The organism is Scytonema hankhaensis NUACC26 (assembly GCF_045865695.1).
GTDB lineage: Bacteria > Cyanobacteriota > Cyanobacteriia > Cyanobacteriales > Nostocaceae > Scytonema.
Genome location: NZ_BAACAP010000245.1, coordinates 85,051 through 100,285, shown reverse-complemented (window position 1 = coordinate 100,285; position 15,235 = coordinate 85,051). Strand labels below are relative to the sequence as shown.

The following is a 15,235-nucleotide window of genomic DNA, read 5'->3' as shown; positions in this document are numbered from 1 at the left end:
CTTCAACTAAAGGCTTAACTCCATGATCGTCTGCCCAAATTGCAATCACCCAAACCCAGACGGCGCTGTCCAGTGTGAAGCTTGCTATACCCCTTTACCAGCCACCACTAACTGTCCTAACTGTGGGGCAACTGTGCAGGCAGATGCGTCTTTCTGCGGTCAATGTGGCTATAACTTGCGAGCAGTTGCGACTCCTGCTGCCACTGCTCCTACCGCTGTTGCGGTGACTATCGCTCCTGACATTTCAGAACCACCTCCATTGGTTGTACCCGATCCGCTCTTACCGCCACAACCAATAGGTGTAAATGGTTCTGCCAGCAATAACGTACCTAACTCTCCACCTTTACCACCAACAGCTGTTTCGGTTCCCGAACCAGACTTTACAGGATCTCAGAACAGCGAACTACCAACTGTTTCTGCACCACCTCCTCCTCCTGTCATCCCAGAGCCAGTTGCAGCACCAGAACCAGAGCCAACAACTGCTGCAGCGCAACCAGTACCGCCTCCGCCTCCACCAGAAATACCAGCGCCTGCACCCTCTGTCACGCCACCGCCTTCAGTAGCAGCACCAACACCCACGCCCCCACCACCACCACCCACTCCAGTAGGCGTACCACCTGCTTCAAGGACTCAATTACAACAAGTAACCGCACGCCTCATCCACGTTCAAAGCGATAGGGATGTTGAGTTACCGCTCAATCTCTCTGTTGTCCATATAGGTAAGCCGAACGATCGCATTCCACCAGATATAGATGTATCGGGATTTCCAAATTCTGAGATTGTCTCGCGAATTCATGCTGATATTCGGATAGAGGGAGACGCTTATTATATCGAAGATGTTGGTAGTTCTAACGGCACTTACGTTAATAACTTACCTCTGTTACCTGGAAACCGCCACCGCCTGAGACCAGGCGATCGCATAAGTTTAGGTAAAGGAGACTTAGTAACGTTCCTGTTCCAAATCTCTTAGCCAATTCTGTTTCTGATATAACACGTGTGCTTGCGTGATTAAACTCATCCTGTTACATTCATTGGAATCTCTCCCGGCTCAAAGTTGGACTTTTGAAGATGAACCCATCATCCGCATCGGACGGGCGACGGATAATCATGTCGTTCTCTACAGTGCTGTGGTTTCCCGCCATCACGTTGAGGTAAGACGGGTAGATAAGGGCTGGGAAATTGTCAGCGTAGGTGCAAATGGAACTTATGTGGATGGAGAACGCATTCACCAAGTAGCGGTTAGCGATGGAGTTATCTTCCGTCTTGCTCGTTCCGGTCCTCAAATCCAAATCCGCTTAAATAATTCGTAATTGAATTATGAATTATGAATTACGAATTATGAATTGTGGTAATGCGAGTTGGTAGTGCGGTTGAGCGCAAACAACGGTTAGGATGGATGTGCAACCGCGACCAAATGCATTATTAAGTCATAGGATTAGGAAGACGAACCCATGAGCAACTTTGGGAAAGATTTTGAACCCCTGCTTGCCAAAGAAGCCCCAAAAGCAATTGACCGTATGGGATTTACTTGGTTAGTTGCAGCTGCTGCAGCCACTATCGTGCTGTGGCAGGTTCCTGGAGGAGATTACATTTTATACCCATTTTCTATCTTGGCAACTTGGTTTCACGAAATGGGTCACGGGATAATGGCGCTTCTCTTGGGAGGAAATTTTCAACAGTTACAAGTTTTTCCTAATGGCTCTGGTGTTGCATTCCATAGTGGTGCTTTATATTTAGGACCTATTGGTCGCGCTTTGGTTGCCGCCGCCGGACCGATGGGACCCCCAGTTGCAGGTGCAGCCCTAATTCTCGCTTCCCGCCGTTTTAAAACTGCAAATCTCAGTTTAAAGATTTTAGGGGGTTTTCTGCTCCTCTCAACAGCTATATGGGTGCGATCGCTGTTTGGAATTGTAGCGATTCCCCTTTTAGGTTTAATTATCCTTGGTATTGCCCTGAAAGCGCCTCACTGGGTACAAGGGTTTGTCATTCAATTTCTTGGCGTACAAGCTTGTGTGAGTACTTATCATCAACTCAATTATTTATTAAGTGCTTCTGCTGGTCCCGGTCTGCTTTCCGATTCAGCACAAATACAGCAACAGTTGCTTTTACCCTATTGGTTTTGGGGTGGGTTGATGGCGATCGCATCTCTAGTTATTTTGGTACAAAGTCTTCGCCTCGCCTATCGTTCTAGATAGGCTGATAAATTTGTCACTTGCATAACCTCAGTAAACTTAATTCTTGTGGTACGGGCGTCTCGCCCGTTCCTTATCAGTTGCAGGCAAGATGCCCACACCACCCAGAATAATTTATTAAGCCCCTTCAGGGCGGGAACGGGGAACAGGGGAAAAACTAGCCCCAAAACCAGCTTTAAACCCTCTTCCCTTGTGGGCAAAAAAATCCTTGCATCTGGGGCAACGAATTACAAAATTTCCAATTCTTAAGTTTCTGATGAAAGCAAATTTTTAAATAGATAATTTAGTTCTTCTAAGTTATGAGCAGGAAATGTTGAGTTATCAGACTTAATTGTTGTTTGATAATGTTGGTTATTTACAATTTCCCAATCGATTACTGTTGTATGTTCTCTTTGAACAACATCTCGCTTCCAATGAATTATTAATCTAAATATATAAAGACCACCATCATGAACTGCAAAGAATACAGGCTCTGTTTCTTGATAAGTTGAAAACTTAGCTGCAACTTGCTGTTGAGCGGCGTTAAAAAAGCACAAGACGCCACGTTCAAGCGATCGCGCCATCTTTATCATTTCAACCAAGTACAACTGCTTCTTACACTGGTGCTTTCTTGTAAGACTTGTTGAAACTCGTCTACAGAAGTAATAGTAATCGCCCGTCTGAGAAGATTTTTCAGTGTAGAAACAGCATTTATCAGGTTAATTGCATTCACTACTTGATTTGGTACTTCTCCAAACCTTTGTTTTATTACAGCCTTAATACTCTAGAAAAAGTTGTTTGTAATAGTTGCTTGAGTATGTATATCTTAGAGCGAATTGCTGCTAATAAGTGGCGTCAAAGTGCCGGTCTATTAACTATTGTATTAATTTAAATCGGAATTAATGCTTTACGGCAATTATTAGCACAGTACCAAGCTAGCATCATTCAATTTCTCGGTGTTGACGGTTTCGATTACTTGCTACAACTACTGGAGAAATATAATTAATAATTTTCATATAAAGTGATATAATTTTAGCAAAGAAGTGTTTCAATGTTAAGCAAAAATGGGAACTTAAAATGGATTCAATAAAAGCAAAAATTGTCGAAAAACTAGAACACTTTCCAGAAACTACACTTCAGGAAGTTCTAGATTTTGTTGATTTTTTGGAGTACCGAAAGGTAAATAATCAAGAAACTTATTTATCTACAGCTAGCAATGACACACGAGAAAAATCTGATGTTGAATGGCTAGATACTGATTTATCTAATTTAGGTAGCTATGAATCTTATGATTGGCAACCAGGAGAACTAGAGGAGGGGTTACCTGTTAAATACGTTCCAGGAGAGGGGGTAGTCATCGTTAGAGAATGACAACTACTTCTTTAGAATTTGGTGACATTGTTACAGCACGCTTTCCCGAACACAATCCCCAAGGTCGCGAACAACAAGGCTACCGACCCGCTATTGTGGTAGGTTTTCCAAATCGCATAGGAATACCCCGCTTCTCGTTGGTGATAGTAGTTCCAATGACTACAGATAAGGGACAATTATGGGCATTATCTTCTCCCCATTTATATTTGCGTTTTCCAATAGGAGTGGCGCAGTTAAGAACACCATCTATTGCTTTGTTGGACCAGGTAAGGGTTATAGATGTTAACCGGATTGTTGCTTATCGCGGGAGTTTAACACCTGACCAATATGAGCCTATCTTAATTGGACTTCAGCGCATTATTGGTCCTTAGTTGTTAAGTAAGTCAGCAAGAAAAAATCAACCTATGTAACGAAAAGTAAAATTTTGTATTTGTCTCATAGTAGCGCTGTCTTCGCACGAGCGCGCTACTACAAACTAATTCTCTCCTCTGTGTTCTCTGCCTTCTGAGCAGTTCAAAAAAAATCAATTTCACAAATTGTGTTGGATTGTTATATACGCGCTCGCACGCCAGATTAAGCTGTTGCGCTTTTTATTTGCCGCAGGACAGGTGAGGACGCCCGTCCCACATGAGTTAGGTTGGCTCTCGGCTGTGCAACTTAAAGAATTATTAGCTTATTTGTAACCTATTGCTGTAGGATTCATTTTCGCAGGATAGAGCCTTCCATCCAAAGACGTATTAGTCATTTCCTCCTTTACACCACTGAGATTTAACAACATCAACTCATCTCGCTGATGCCAAACGAAAAATATTTTTTGCCTCTCATTATAGAGTGTTTCTAAATTTATTTGATAAACATCATTATCGATTCGCTTAAGCTTTAAGCCTAACAAATTTAATAACCTATCCAATATTCTGATTGCTGAAATGCTCTTTTTCCCCATCTCAATATTAATTCCTAGAGTTCTCCGAATATGTTTGCTACATTGGAGTGAAATATTTTTTAGCAGTATTAAATCGGCATCATTCTCAGTAAACTTTCGTTCTGGCTCTAGGAATTTAAGCATTCCTAAAGCTCTTAATGCTTCAATTTTAAGGGTGTAATTCTTTAAATCCGGTAAAAAGACTTTACCATCACCCCAAGATAACTGCTGATAGAACTCTTGCTTATCTTTGAGATGAAAGTATGTGCTTTCGTGAGTCAGGTAGTAGTGAGAAAGTAATTGACAGTAGTACCCTTTATCATCCCATAGCTTCAATTCAGGAGTGACTTCGATACCATATCTTTGTCTGAGAACGTACTTGTTAAGTTTGTATCGTTCCTCATCAGTTAAAGAATGTTTAGTTAGAAGCTGCTCGTATTCCAAGTAATCAATATCAGGTGCATTAGATACAGCCGTTGCTAGGGCTATTTGATTTTGGCGCTTAATGTCTCTAATTTTGCGATCTATTTCTTGTGTATTCTTCCGACTTTGCGACCAATCTTTTTGTACTTTGACAATTTCTAAAATTAACCTTTTTCGAGTGTTGATCTCGCCGGGGTCAGTTGCTAAAAAGGCAAAGCGTAAATCTCGAATAATATTCTTTTGCGTATCATTGCTTCGTGTAGAAACTGGATGTCCGTCTGCAATCAAACCTTCCTTCATTGATTGGCGGTAAAAGGTGATGGAAGCATTGACTCTTGCAGCTAGTTTTGACCAGGTTCGTAAATGGATGGGATCGTAAACTAATGGTAAATCTATATCAATTGCGTGTAATGGACTGAGTAAGGCTAAGTTTTCTTTTTGATTGTCTTGATACCAACAAGATAGCGATCGATAATTTGTACTCCCACTTCCTATTAATCCAATTCCTCTCTTAGCACACCAAATAAAACGAGGTATATTATCGCGAACTCTTGCTAATGCTTGTCGCGCATCAAAATCAGGAACGACTCCTTGAAAAATACCATAAACTCTATCAAAATGCTGTACGTCAATACTAATTCCCGTACCCAAGCTAGGAGTCACAAAAACCGTGTCATATACAGCAACTTTTTGATTGATAGATGCGACAAAATCAACGGCTGCGTGACCGGGAGTATTCGTTGTATGGCTGCTGACAACTAGAGTATTGGGAAATTTGTGTTGCAATCTTGCCAAACGTTCTCTCAAATAACGTTCAATTGTTTCACAACTATAACGCCCCGAACGACTATCAGTAGTTACATAACATTTGTACCCTGTCATTAAATCTAATTCAAGTTGATGAATTAAAGGAGTTGGATTGGGAGAATCGTAAAAAGTTGTATCCCAACCTTCCTGTGGTTTCCATTTATTAATAGCAATCCAAGGAACTACTTTTATTCCTGCCAAACCCTGTAAATATTCTAATGACACATCTGATAAATCAGCATCTTGAGCTACAATTAAGCCCCCTGTTTTTAATACGTTGGAAATTAACTCTTGAAATATTTTTAAAATTTTAACCCGTTTATCTTTACAAGTGCTGCTATTTAATAAATGCCATAAAGATTGTTCGACTTCATCCAAAATAACGATCGCACCTTGCCATTCTTTTGGATTTAGTTTCCAAATGGAATCGATGCACAGTCCGAGGGAGTAGGGGGTAGGGGGTAGGGGATAGGAAAGTAGGGAGTCCCCCTCGTCCCCTTGTCTTCTCACCCTCTCCTCTTTACCAAGCCCCCATTGAATACCGATTTTTTCACATAAAAAGCGTCCGAGTTGAATTCTATGAGTAATCAATAAGACGGGTTGATTTTGACTTTTTGCTCGATCTACAACCAATTGCAGCGCTGTGGTTTTTCCCGTTCCTTTTGCCGACTTGACTCCAGCTAATCCAGAAGTTGGAAAAGGTATTTCTCCTAAGAAAGGGCGGTTGATAGTGAGTGCAGCTGGAATAGTTAATTCAGTGTGGGGTTTAGTATGAGCAAGATAACCTTCTAAATCAATACTTTGCCGATAAATTGACTCAAAAGCACTAGCACCTTTGGCAACAATAAAATCATCTACGCCTTTCTCCTTTCCAGGAAGTTCAACAACTTGAACGGGACAATTTTTTTGTTGAAATAAAAATCCTAGTTGAGAAATAGCATTATTGATAGCTACAATTTTCTTTGGTTGAGTTTCAAAATCAAAGCAAATATAAAATGTTCGTTTGGCGATCGTGAATGCGCCTAAATCGGGAATCAGTTGACGACTGACGACTTTTCCAAACTCATCTTTGACAACACGATAACCATTTGTAATTCCAGGAATACCTATCGCTGCATATCCTTGGGTTAATAGCGCTGCTGCTTTCTTAACACCTTCACAAATAATGACGGGTACGTTGCGTTCCATCACCCACGACCAAAAACCTTCTGCTTCACTATTGGGTTTAAGGTTGATGTCATCTGGCATAGCCACATTGTAACGTTGGGAAACTTGCTGCCAAACGTAAAGAGGGACTCGCAAACAAAACACTCGTGTTGGCGTACTAGGGGGATGCTCGTACTTGATAGACTTGCAATTTTCATTCATCCGGGGTTGGTTTGGCTTAAAGCATCCCCACTCCATAGCTTGCCAGTGATTCAATGGATCGAGTCCCGAACACCACCAACCACCATCTGCAACGTGTTCGTAACGCTGCAACCAGCCACTCTTCACCATTCCAGTGTTCGTGCGAGGTAAATGTTCGGAAATTAACAAATATTCATAAGCAGTATTGCCTTGAAGAGATTTAAAATTTAATTTTACTATGTCTAAATTTATACCACTAATCTTGACTAATTCTTCAAGGTGTTGGTTGTGTAAGTCGTGGGGATACATTGGTCAGGGAGTAACAGAGGACGATGGACTTAAAACCTTAACACGCATCCTCTAATTTTAGTAGGTAGGAAATATGAAGGTTGTTTGACACTTTTGTACTCAGGGCAGTAGAAGATACATCGGTTAATAATTAAGTAGTTGTTCTTGTCTTTCGTATAAGTAAATCAATAAACTTGTATTGTAATATTTATATCTTTATAAAAAATATATATCAGCAAAAACATCATGGTTCAAACACTGTAGCATTCCTATTCCTAAATTATTTGTCAACTCGCTCGACCCGGAATCTGAAACTCCGTATTTTCTCTGTTTTCTTAACTACTTAATAAGTAGTATAAATCTTAATAAAGAAAAATATGAAAAATAATGTTTCTTAGATAATGAGTGAAAATATACCTGCACAAATAGAAGAATTTATAAAGCAAAATATTGAAATGGTTTCCAATATTGTGGTATGTGTAGGTATCATGACGATCGTATTAATTATATTTAAATATATAGAAGATTTCATCCAATGTCAGCACCGAAAATATCTTGATAGTCTAATTGAAAGAAGATACGTGAAAGGCTATAAACGTAAAGATGGAAAATATATTAAAGGTTACTACCGACGCAAACACAAGTAGTTATTTAATGGCTTTTTAACTCCTGATGTAGTTCATTGAGGGTACATTCATCTGCGTTCATCTGCGTTCATCTACGGTTTCATAAATAAATTTAAAAGGCAGCCGCAATGAAGAATTTCACCGCCAAGCATGAAAAAGGTAAAGTAGGTAGAGCATCGTATATTAAATGATGGTAGACTTTAGCCCTACCTACTCCCTTTTTCATGGCTCCGCTTAGGAACAGACTATAACCTATGCTCCAACAGCTTCCTTAGCAGCGTACATCACTTCTACGGTGATTTGATTGAAATTCCGCTCGCGAGCAAATTTCTCTGTGTTGCGCTTCACTTTACCACGTACAAAACCCGGAACTTTGTTTAACTCTGCCTGAGCTTCCTTAGTCCAAGCGAGATCGGAATCAGCCGAAATTCCTTTGGTAATCACTTCTTTAGTATCGTGTCCGCCAAAAATTTCTAACAAGTGGTCTTCCATTCCTAAAGTGAAGGAATTATACACCAAGTCAGCAATTTGATTTGTCCCTTCGTAACCTACAAAGGGTTTGTAACCAATGGGGAAGTTCTGGATGTGGATGGGCGCAGCAATAACACCGCAAGGAATATCCAACCGCTTACCAACGTGGCGTTCCATCTGAGTTCCAAAAATCGCAGAGGGTTCAACGCGAGCGATCGCATTTCCTATCTCAGTATGGTCATCGGTAATAATCACTTCATCGCAGTATTCACTGACTTGTTCGCGGAACCAATCAGCATCGTACTTGCAGTATGTTCCAGCCCAAACAACATGAATGCCCATTTCCCGTGCCAAAATCTTGGTCATAGCTGCTGCATGGGTATTGTCACCAAACACGACAGCTTTTTTTCCAGTTAAATTCTGACAGTCAATGGAACGAGAGAACCATGCAGCTTGAGAGACATACAGGGTTTGGTTGTTGATATACTCTTCGTAATCAACACCTGCACCTTGAGCGTTGATCGCCTGCTGAATCTTGCGGATACAACGAGCGGTTTCCACAACCCCCATAGGAGTGATATCCACGTAAGGTATCCCAAATTCTTCTTCTAAATAACGAGCTGCTAGAATACCTAGCTCTCGGTACACTACGAGGTTAAACCAAGCGCGAGGCAAATTTTTCAACTCGTGAACGGAAGCTCCATCTGGTATGACAACATTCACCTCAATTCCCAAGTCAGCCATCAGCCGCTTCAGTTCCGTCGAGTCATGTTGGTTGTGGAAACCAAGAGTGGAAATACCAATAATGTTGACGGAGGGCTTTTCGGTTTTCCCTTGTGGGAGTTCGCCCTTCTTGCGAGCTTTCTCAATGTAGAATTGAACAATTTGGTGTAGGGTGCGATCGGCAGCCTGTATTTCATTAACCCGATAGTGGTTGACATCTGCTAACAATACGTCAGACTTTGTTTCCAGTGTTGCTCGTTCTACAAAGTTTTGTAAATCTTCTTGCAAAATACTAGAAGTGCAGGTAGGAGTTAACACAATCAAGTCTGGGTGTTCTTCTGCATCTTTACGGGTGATGTTGTCCACCACTTTTTCTTGCGAACCGCGTGCCAAAACGTTACGGTCTACAATACTGGCTGTCACAGGGGTAAAATTTCTCTCCCGTTCTAGCATGGAGCGCATGACGTTGAAGTAATCATCGCCGAGTGGCGCGTGCATGATGGCATGAACATTTTTGAAGGAACTGGCAATTCGCAAAGTGCCTATATGAGCGGGACCCGCATACATCCAGTAAGCCAATTTCATCGATGATGTTCTCCTTAGGGGTTAGGGGTCAGGGGCTAGGGGTTAGGGAGAAGCAACCAATGCCCATTTCCCAATGCCCCCTCAGTGTTTGCTGCTTTGTTAAATTGCTTTTGATTCTCTCAAAATTTGACTTTGTTGATGAAATGGCAAGTACGAGGTTTTGGCGATATGCGATCGCTCTCAAGTCCCTTGCTGACCGGAATTCAGCTTCTTATTTAAACAACAAACAGATTGTTTGAGTGAAATAAATTGTAATGTTTGGGTAAACTTCTTAATTGTTTTTCATCTAGAGGCTGAGCCTCACCGAAAAGCATTCCCAGGCTCAGCCTGGGAACGAGAAACCTCCATACCTCTACTCCCTCTTAGGGAACTGCAAAACATAAATTATCCCAATCTTGTGGAACGGGCGTCCTCGCCCGTTCTTTATTTATGCGGGCAAGATGCCCGCACCACAAGAAATTTTAGGACATTTTTTTATTTGGAAGTCCCTTAAGCAGTTACCAAACGGCGCAAAGATTCAGCGCGACGTTTTGCTGTAGCATTGTTGGGATTAATTTTAAGTGCGTTTTCGTAAGCTTCTAGTGCCTGGGCGTTTAATTTTTTACGTTCGTATGAATGACCTAAATTGTTGAACGCTGTCACATAGTCCGGTTTGGTTCTCAAAGCTTCTTTGTACTGACGAATCGCTAAGTCATATTGTTCTTGAGCAAAATAAGCATAACCTAAACCATTGTAAATATATGCAACATTTTCTTCTCCTTCTTCTTCAGCAGCTTTTAATGCTTTTTGAAAGAGTGTAATTGCCTGAGAAAACAACTTTTTTTCAGAATAAATACTGGCTAATTCGTAATATTCTTGAGTCGTACCTTTGTCTTTGGCTAACTTCTTTCGCAAGCGTGACAGAGAACCTTCGCGCTTGCGAGTTTTTAAGATTTGGCGAAAGATGACGACAACTGTAAATGCAAGTAGACTGACTAAAACTGAGAGATAAATAGTTGCTAGATTGTTATCCATTGCCAAAAATACAAAACTTTTCTCAAAATAGAACTCATGGCTCAGATACCAATTGTAGCTTCAATAGCGCGGGTCGAATCATCAGAAATAGCCCTATTCCCCTGTCCCTAGTCCCCAATCCCCATTTTTAGATGGCAAACCCCAGTATTTGATACGTTCGCCAAGCCAACCTGAATCAATGTAGCGAGCGATCGCAAAATTCACCTTTCTTCGCAATTCATCATATTGCAAACCTTTGGGCATCACCACGGACAATGGTTCTGTAGAGAGTTTAGCTTGTAATATTCGATACTGAGTATATTGTTGAACTAAACCACTAAGAACGCTCCCATCTGCAGCAAAAGCAGCAACTGCATCTTTTTCTACTAGAGCAATTGCTGCTTGATAAGAATCTATTCCGACTAACTCAGCACTCGGTAAATAATACCGTACTGTAGCAATTGTGCTTGAGCGATCGAGAACAGCTATTTTCCGTTTTGTTAGATGGCTTAATTGCTGCACTGTATTATCTTTTGTGAGTAGTGCAGTGCCATCAAAGTAATAAGGAACGCTAAAACTCACTAAACGAGCACGTGAAGACGTTGCTGTGACTCTAGCAATAGCAATGTCAACTTTATCATCCAAAACTGCTGACAAGCGGTCTTGATTTTTTACGGGCTGTAGGCGAAAAGAATCTTCTTTACCCAGTAAGTCTACTGTCAATCTTTTTGCTAAATCAATTTCTAAACCTTGCAATTGACCTGTTGCATCTCTAAATGCCAATGGACGCAAGTTATCTTTGACAGCAATCTTGATGTAGCCTCTTCGTTGAATTTCTGGCATTTGGGCAGCAGATGCGAACAATCTTGCATCTGCAAAAACAAAGCAGAAAGCCAGAAGCACAAAAATGGCAACAGATAACAGAGGATATAACCGATTGAGAATCTTCCATCTGTTACATCCGTTACCCATCACCTGCTCCCTTTATCCTTTTGCTTGAGTAGCCGCCAATTCAGCCACTTTGGTGAAACTTGCTGGATCGAGGACTGCTAATTGCGCCAACATTTTACGGTTGAGTTGGACATCGGCTTTTTTAAGATTACCCATTAACTGGCTATAGCTCGTGTTGTGTAGACGTGCAGCGGCGTTAATACGAGTAATCCATAGACGACGGAAATCGCGTTTGCGCTTTTTGCGATCGCGATAGGCATTCCGAAGTGCCTTCATCACTCGCTGATTGGCAGTTCTAAACAGAGTTGAGTGAGAACCGCGAAAACCTTTAGCTAGTTTGAGAATTTTTTTGCGGCGTTTGCGAGCAACGTTACCGCGTTTTACCCTTGTCATCTTTTTAATTCCACCTAGTTAATTACAAATAAGGAAGCATTCCCCGTACATTTTCTTCATCGCGCTCGTTAACAACTACCATTTTGGACAGTTTGCGCTTTTTGTTAGAACTTTTATGCTCTAAGAGGTGATTTTTGAAAGCTTTACGGCGCATGATTTTGCCACTACCAGTGGCGCGAAATCTTTTCGCCGCAGCTTTGCGAGTTTTTAGTTTGGGCATGGATTGGCGTTAATTCGACACAATCCCCAATTATAAACTATGAATGGGGGATTGGGAATTAGCGATTGGGGAACTCGGGGTCCCCTCCTTGTTGAGGGGTAATGGCGATTAGGGATTGGGAATTGGATTAGCCTTTTGCTACAACAGTTTTTCGTCAGATGCAGGTGGGTAGTAATCATCGCCATCGTAGGTGTATTCAAGTAAATCAGTAGGAGTAATAATTCGGTTATCTTTCCTGCCCCGATAAGCCTTCGTTAAGCCATTACACAAGTTATTAAGCACTCTGCCGCTAATTTGCTCGATCTCATCTACATTTTTTAGCTTTGAAATGGAAGTGGGATGAACGCCTGAAAGCTCGGCAAGTTCTTTATTGCTAATTTTTTTCTCTGCCATTATCATCCTAAGCCGCCAACGAATCATTTTTTTGAAGTCTTCCTTTTTTACCTACTCTCATAGTTTCCTCCAAATCGTGATTTATAGTCAGCCTGCTTTTTGACTATCTTATTTGCGCTTGACATAGCTTATAATAAAAATTTATATATGAATTTAAATTTACGTAGCGCATTGACTATATACTATAAACAGTAAAAGAAGCGATCGCCCCGACCTGAGTCAAAGTGCGATCGCCTTTTACAAAAATTAAAGATCAATTACTACCTATTATGCCACAACTACAAGCGGTTGCAACAGACGAACAACTTATTGCTCAACAAGGATTCGACAAATACGTTGAAGCACAGGGCAATATCATAGCACTCCAAACACCCGATGATTCTTTTGATGGGTTAGCTCAATCCACGTCATACATCCTCAGTCATGCGTTGTGGCTTGCTCAGCAAAAGGATCTGTTATCCAAAAGCGAGTACAGAAAGTTGCTGAATGACCGGGGTTGGAAGAAAGAAGACCGGAAGTACTTAAATGTCGCAGCAGCATTCAAACAATTTTCAGATCGGGACTTAAGTCAAGTTGAACCAGCAACAATATTCCGACTCGCAAACAATCCTAAAAAGTACCAAAGCGTCATTGACCAGCTGCAAAACTTAACAGAGATTAACCAATCTACTGTTCGAGACCTAATTGCCAAGCAGCGACAACCCAAGGAACCAAAACAAGAAATTTCTAGCATCTGGCGTCGGACAAAGAACGGAGAGAGGTACTGCCAAATTCCACCAATTCACGAGACTGACGAAAGAACTGGGACAACTTTACAAAGGATGATGGATGAAGAGGGGCTAACGGCACAGCGCATTGTTGCTGAAGCTATAGCACTACGGCAAGCTTATAAAGAAGGGCGGTTGATGTTGGTGGAAAGCTTTGAAGCAACTGCTGATGAAGAAACATTAAAGGATTGGGAAACGAATTTGAGCAATGTTTGGGATAATGACCTGAATCCGGAAACTGACACTGAGGTGTTTGAGGAATACACTCAAGGTGCTTGGACTTTTGAGCCAGAGCCAGAAAAGGATGATTTGACGGAGGACTATGGGGAATATACTGCTGTTATTCAATTCAAACCAGAACAATATACCCAATCTCCTGTTGAGTTGTTGATTGAGACCTTTCAGAATGCCAGTACTTGGGAGCAAATTAGAGAAGCTTTGCTCGTTCATGAAGACCACAAGCAAGAAGCATGGGAAGCGCTAACGCCACTTGAGAAGAAGCGAGTGAGAGAATTGATGCCACTTGAGGTGAAAAAACTGTCTGAGGCCAAGAAAGCAGGTTTGATTGCTGATTTTAAAGAACTCAGAGACGGTTATTATCAAGTGCAACGAAGAGGGATTGTGTTGGGAGAAGTGGTGAGTTCATCAAGGTTAGACGCTTTTTTGGCTCAGTTGTAAGCTAATAATTCTTGAATTTGCACAGTCTGGGTTAACCTAACTCTTGTGGTACGGGCGTCCTCGCCCGTCTTCTCAAATGCACGGGCGGGGACGCCCGTACCACAAGAGCATAGTGTGAAGACTATAGTTTAATTCTTGAAGTTGAATAGCGATCGCATCTGTCACTATTTACTAGTGGCCTTAGGATCTAAAACGAGTTGCGAACCAGAATCGTTGATATGGTAAGTCCAAGATTGGGAACCAACAGCCACAACTGCTTCCCAACCTTTGATAGGATTGAATTCCTTTGTACAAATTTCGCCAAACTTGAATTCACAGGGGTTGCCAAAGGTTTTTTGAGTGGCTTGGGTAATTTTTAATTGGGCAATTGGTGTTTGAGAACGTTTGGAAGCATCACGCAAAATAATAGCCTCCAACGCTTTTGGCATTGCTGTTGGTTGAGAAGCACTGACTTTAGGATCTAAAATAATTTGCGAACCAGATTTATTAACGTGATAAGTCCAAGAATCTTTCTTGACTTGTAGATTAACTTCCCAACCTTGAACGGGCTTAAATTCTCTGGTGCAAACCTCACCAAACTTAAATACGCACGGATTGCTGAAAGTTTTTGATGTTGCTTGAGTTATCTGTAAATCGCGCACTGGTATGTTAGAACGCTTGGAAGCATCGCGTAAGACGGCGTTTATAATTCGTTTCGGTAGAACGTTGGACTGTATGTTGGAATTTTGGGCTAACTGAGTGGTACTACCGTCATGACTGACTTGTTGTGCGATCGCAAAGGCTGTAGAACGATCTGTATTCAATCCCCAAGAGAGCAAGGTGGTTAACACGAGGGTCAAAACAGCACCTTTGGGAACTTGAGAGACATGATGTAATACCTTTTCACCAAATGATTGCGACACACGATCCCCCCTAGCCCCCCTTACTAAGGGGGGCTTAGGGGTTCCCTCTGGGGTTGGGGGGAGATGGGGGGATCGCATTTGTCTCAAAGGTATAGAGAATCGGTATAAGAAAGAAAATTGATTATCAGTTGGAGATGCCATAGAGTTTAGAGGTATTTTCAAGACATCTTTGTTAGACGTTCTCACCTGCACATTGTTGCCAGT

17 protein-coding genes are annotated in these 15,235 nt (G+C 41.6%); 7 read left to right on the top strand and 10 right to left on the bottom strand.

The genetic code is table 11. The features are described from left to right. Window positions 1-22: 22 nt before the first annotated feature. The 3 genes from ACKTT2_RS43315 to ACKTT2_RS43305 all read left to right on the top strand — a co-directional run bounded on the left by ACKTT2_RS43315 (window position 23) and on the right by ACKTT2_RS43305 (window position 2,195). Window positions 23-970 (top strand): double zinc ribbon and FHA domain-containing protein, encoded by a 948-nt coding sequence (locus tag ACKTT2_RS43315; protein WP_407898267.1) that lies wholly within the window; start codon window positions 23-25, stop codon window positions 968-970. A gap of 34 nt (window positions 971-1,004) precedes the next feature. Then, window positions 1,005-1,310, top strand: a complete 306-nt coding sequence (locus ACKTT2_RS43310) for an FHA domain-containing protein (RefSeq protein WP_407898265.1) — start codon at window positions 1,005-1,007, stop codon at window positions 1,308-1,310. A gap of 141 nt (window positions 1,311-1,451) precedes the next feature. Next, window positions 1,452-2,195 carry a M50 family metallopeptidase gene (locus ACKTT2_RS43305; RefSeq protein ID WP_407898263.1) on the top strand — a complete coding sequence of 248 codons (744 nt, stop codon included), beginning with the start codon at window positions 1,452-1,454 and terminating at the stop codon, window positions 2,193-2,195. 242 nt (window positions 2,196-2,437) lie between these two features. Here ACKTT2_RS43305 and ACKTT2_RS43300 read toward each other — a convergent pair whose 3' ends face one another. Continuing rightward, the gene (locus ACKTT2_RS43300; protein ID WP_407898261.1) at window positions 2,438-2,773 is read right to left on the bottom strand and encodes a hypothetical protein; all 336 of its coding nucleotides are present in this window, start codon (window positions 2,771-2,773) and stop codon (window positions 2,438-2,440) included. Then, a complete protein-coding gene (locus ACKTT2_RS43295; protein ID WP_407898259.1) occupies window positions 2,761-2,904 on the bottom strand; it encodes a hypothetical protein in 144 nt (47 codons plus the stop codon). The genes ACKTT2_RS43300 and ACKTT2_RS43295 overlap by 13 nt, the downstream gene beginning before the upstream one ends. A gap of 344 nt (window positions 2,905-3,248) precedes the next feature. Between ACKTT2_RS43295 and ACKTT2_RS43290 the strand changes: the two genes are divergently transcribed. Together ACKTT2_RS43290 and ACKTT2_RS43285 are read left to right on the top strand one after the other, a co-directional pair. Next, the gene (locus ACKTT2_RS43290; RefSeq protein WP_407898257.1) at window positions 3,249-3,542 is read left to right on the top strand and encodes a hypothetical protein; all 294 of its coding nucleotides are present in this window, start codon (window positions 3,249-3,251) and stop codon (window positions 3,540-3,542) included. Further along, window positions 3,539-3,913: a type II toxin-antitoxin system PemK/MazF family toxin gene (locus tag ACKTT2_RS43285; protein ID WP_407898255.1), complete on the top strand. Its 375-nt coding sequence runs from the start codon at window positions 3,539-3,541 to the stop codon at window positions 3,911-3,913. Before ACKTT2_RS43290 ends, ACKTT2_RS43285 begins: the two co-directional genes overlap by 4 nt. Before the next feature lie 302 nt (window positions 3,914-4,215). Here the strand turns inward: ACKTT2_RS43285 and ACKTT2_RS43280 are convergent, their stop codons facing one another. Continuing rightward, complete coding sequence (locus tag ACKTT2_RS43280) at window positions 4,216-7,350, bottom strand: plasmid replication protein, CyRepA1 family (RefSeq protein WP_407898253.1); 3,135 nt, start codon at window positions 7,348-7,350, stop codon at window positions 4,216-4,218. 857 nt (window positions 7,351-8,207) lie between these two features. Further along, on the bottom strand, window positions 8,208-9,734 hold the full coding sequence (gene bchB / locus ACKTT2_RS43275) for a ferredoxin:protochlorophyllide reductase (ATP-dependent) subunit B (RefSeq protein ID WP_407898251.1): 1,527 nt from the start codon (window positions 9,732-9,734) through the stop codon (window positions 8,208-8,210). 59 nt (window positions 9,735-9,793) lie between these two features. On the opposite strand from bchB, the gene ACKTT2_RS43270 reads away from it, so the two are divergent. Next, complete coding sequence (locus ACKTT2_RS43270) at window positions 9,794-9,973, top strand: hypothetical protein (protein ID WP_407898249.1); 180 nt, start codon at window positions 9,794-9,796, stop codon at window positions 9,971-9,973. Window positions 9,974-10,223: 250 nt separating this feature from the next. Here the strand turns inward: ACKTT2_RS43270 and ACKTT2_RS43265 are convergent, their stop codons facing one another. The 5 genes from ACKTT2_RS43265 to ACKTT2_RS43245 all read right to left on the bottom strand — a co-directional run bounded on the left by ACKTT2_RS43265 (window position 10,224) and on the right by ACKTT2_RS43245 (window position 12,711). Beyond that, window positions 10,224-10,748 (bottom strand): tetratricopeptide repeat protein, encoded by a 525-nt coding sequence (locus tag ACKTT2_RS43265; RefSeq protein ID WP_407898247.1) that lies wholly within the window; start codon window positions 10,746-10,748, stop codon window positions 10,224-10,226. Window positions 10,749-10,841: 93 nt separating this feature from the next. Next, window positions 10,842-11,699, bottom strand: a complete 858-nt coding sequence (locus tag ACKTT2_RS43260; RefSeq protein ID WP_407898245.1) for a transporter substrate-binding domain-containing protein — start codon at window positions 11,697-11,699, stop codon at window positions 10,842-10,844. 12 nt (window positions 11,700-11,711) lie between these two features. Next, entirely contained in the window at window positions 11,712-12,071 is a 360-nt protein-coding gene (gene rplT, locus ACKTT2_RS43255; protein ID WP_407898243.1) for a 50S ribosomal protein L20, read from the bottom strand. Between the two features lie 22 nt (window positions 12,072-12,093). Beyond that, window positions 12,094-12,291, bottom strand: coding sequence for a 50S ribosomal protein L35 (gene rpmI, locus ACKTT2_RS43250; protein WP_407898241.1), 198 nt, complete (start codon window positions 12,289-12,291; stop codon window positions 12,094-12,096). A gap of 138 nt (window positions 12,292-12,429) precedes the next feature. Continuing rightward, on the bottom strand, window positions 12,430-12,711 hold the full coding sequence (locus tag ACKTT2_RS43245) for a helix-turn-helix domain-containing protein (protein ID WP_407898239.1): 282 nt from the start codon (window positions 12,709-12,711) through the stop codon (window positions 12,430-12,432). 242 nt (window positions 12,712-12,953) lie between these two features. On the opposite strand from ACKTT2_RS43245, the gene ACKTT2_RS43240 reads away from it, so the two are divergent. After that, window positions 12,954-14,129: an Alr2735 family protein gene (locus tag ACKTT2_RS43240; RefSeq protein WP_407898237.1), complete on the top strand. Its 1,176-nt coding sequence runs from the start codon at window positions 12,954-12,956 to the stop codon at window positions 14,127-14,129. A 164-nt stretch (window positions 14,130-14,293) separates the two neighbouring features. On the opposite strand, the gene ACKTT2_RS43235 is transcribed toward ACKTT2_RS43240, so the two are convergent. Further along, window positions 14,294-15,031 (bottom strand): DUF8738 domain-containing protein, encoded by a 738-nt coding sequence (locus ACKTT2_RS43235; protein WP_407898235.1) that lies wholly within the window; start codon window positions 15,029-15,031, stop codon window positions 14,294-14,296. Between the last annotated feature and the right edge of the window lie 204 nt (window positions 15,032-15,235).

What these genes read in the sequence shown, in the direction of transcription:
- ACKTT2_RS43315 (WP_407898267.1), top strand. Translation starts at nt 23, where the DNA reads ATGATCGTCTGCCCAAATTGCAATCACCCAAACCCAGACGGCGCTGTC.
- ACKTT2_RS43305 (WP_407898263.1), top strand. Translation starts at nt 1,452, where the DNA reads ATGAGCAACTTTGGGAAAGATTTTGAACCCCTGCTTGCCAAAGAAGCC.
- ACKTT2_RS43290 (WP_407898257.1), top strand. Translation starts at nt 3,249, where the DNA reads ATGGATTCAATAAAAGCAAAAATTGTCGAAAAACTAGAACACTTTCCA.
- ACKTT2_RS43285 (WP_407898255.1), top strand. Translation starts at nt 3,539, where the DNA reads ATGACAACTACTTCTTTAGAATTTGGTGACATTGTTACAGCACGCTTT.
- ACKTT2_RS43280 (WP_407898253.1), bottom strand. Translation starts at nt 7,350, where the DNA reads ATGTATCCCCACGACTTACACAACCAACACCTTGAAGAATTAGTCAAG.
- bchB (WP_407898251.1), bottom strand. Translation starts at nt 9,734, where the DNA reads ATGAAATTGGCTTACTGGATGTATGCGGGTCCCGCTCATATAGGCACT.
- ACKTT2_RS43270 (WP_407898249.1), top strand. Translation starts at nt 9,794, where the DNA reads ATGCCCATTTCCCAATGCCCCCTCAGTGTTTGCTGCTTTGTTAAATTG.
- ACKTT2_RS43265 (WP_407898247.1), bottom strand. Translation starts at nt 10,748, where the DNA reads ATGGATAACAATCTAGCAACTATTTATCTCTCAGTTTTAGTCAGTCTA.
- ACKTT2_RS43260 (WP_407898245.1), bottom strand. Translation starts at nt 11,699, where the DNA reads ATGGGTAACGGATGTAACAGATGGAAGATTCTCAATCGGTTATATCCT.
- rplT (WP_407898243.1), bottom strand. Translation starts at nt 12,071, where the DNA reads ATGACAAGGGTAAAACGCGGTAACGTTGCTCGCAAACGCCGCAAAAAA.
- rpmI (WP_407898241.1), bottom strand. Translation starts at nt 12,291, where the DNA reads ATGCCCAAACTAAAAACTCGCAAAGCTGCGGCGAAAAGATTTCGCGCC.
- ACKTT2_RS43245 (WP_407898239.1), bottom strand. Translation starts at nt 12,711, where the DNA reads ATGATTCGTTGGCGGCTTAGGATGATAATGGCAGAGAAAAAAATTAGC.
- ACKTT2_RS43240 (WP_407898237.1), top strand. Translation starts at nt 12,954, where the DNA reads ATGCCACAACTACAAGCGGTTGCAACAGACGAACAACTTATTGCTCAA.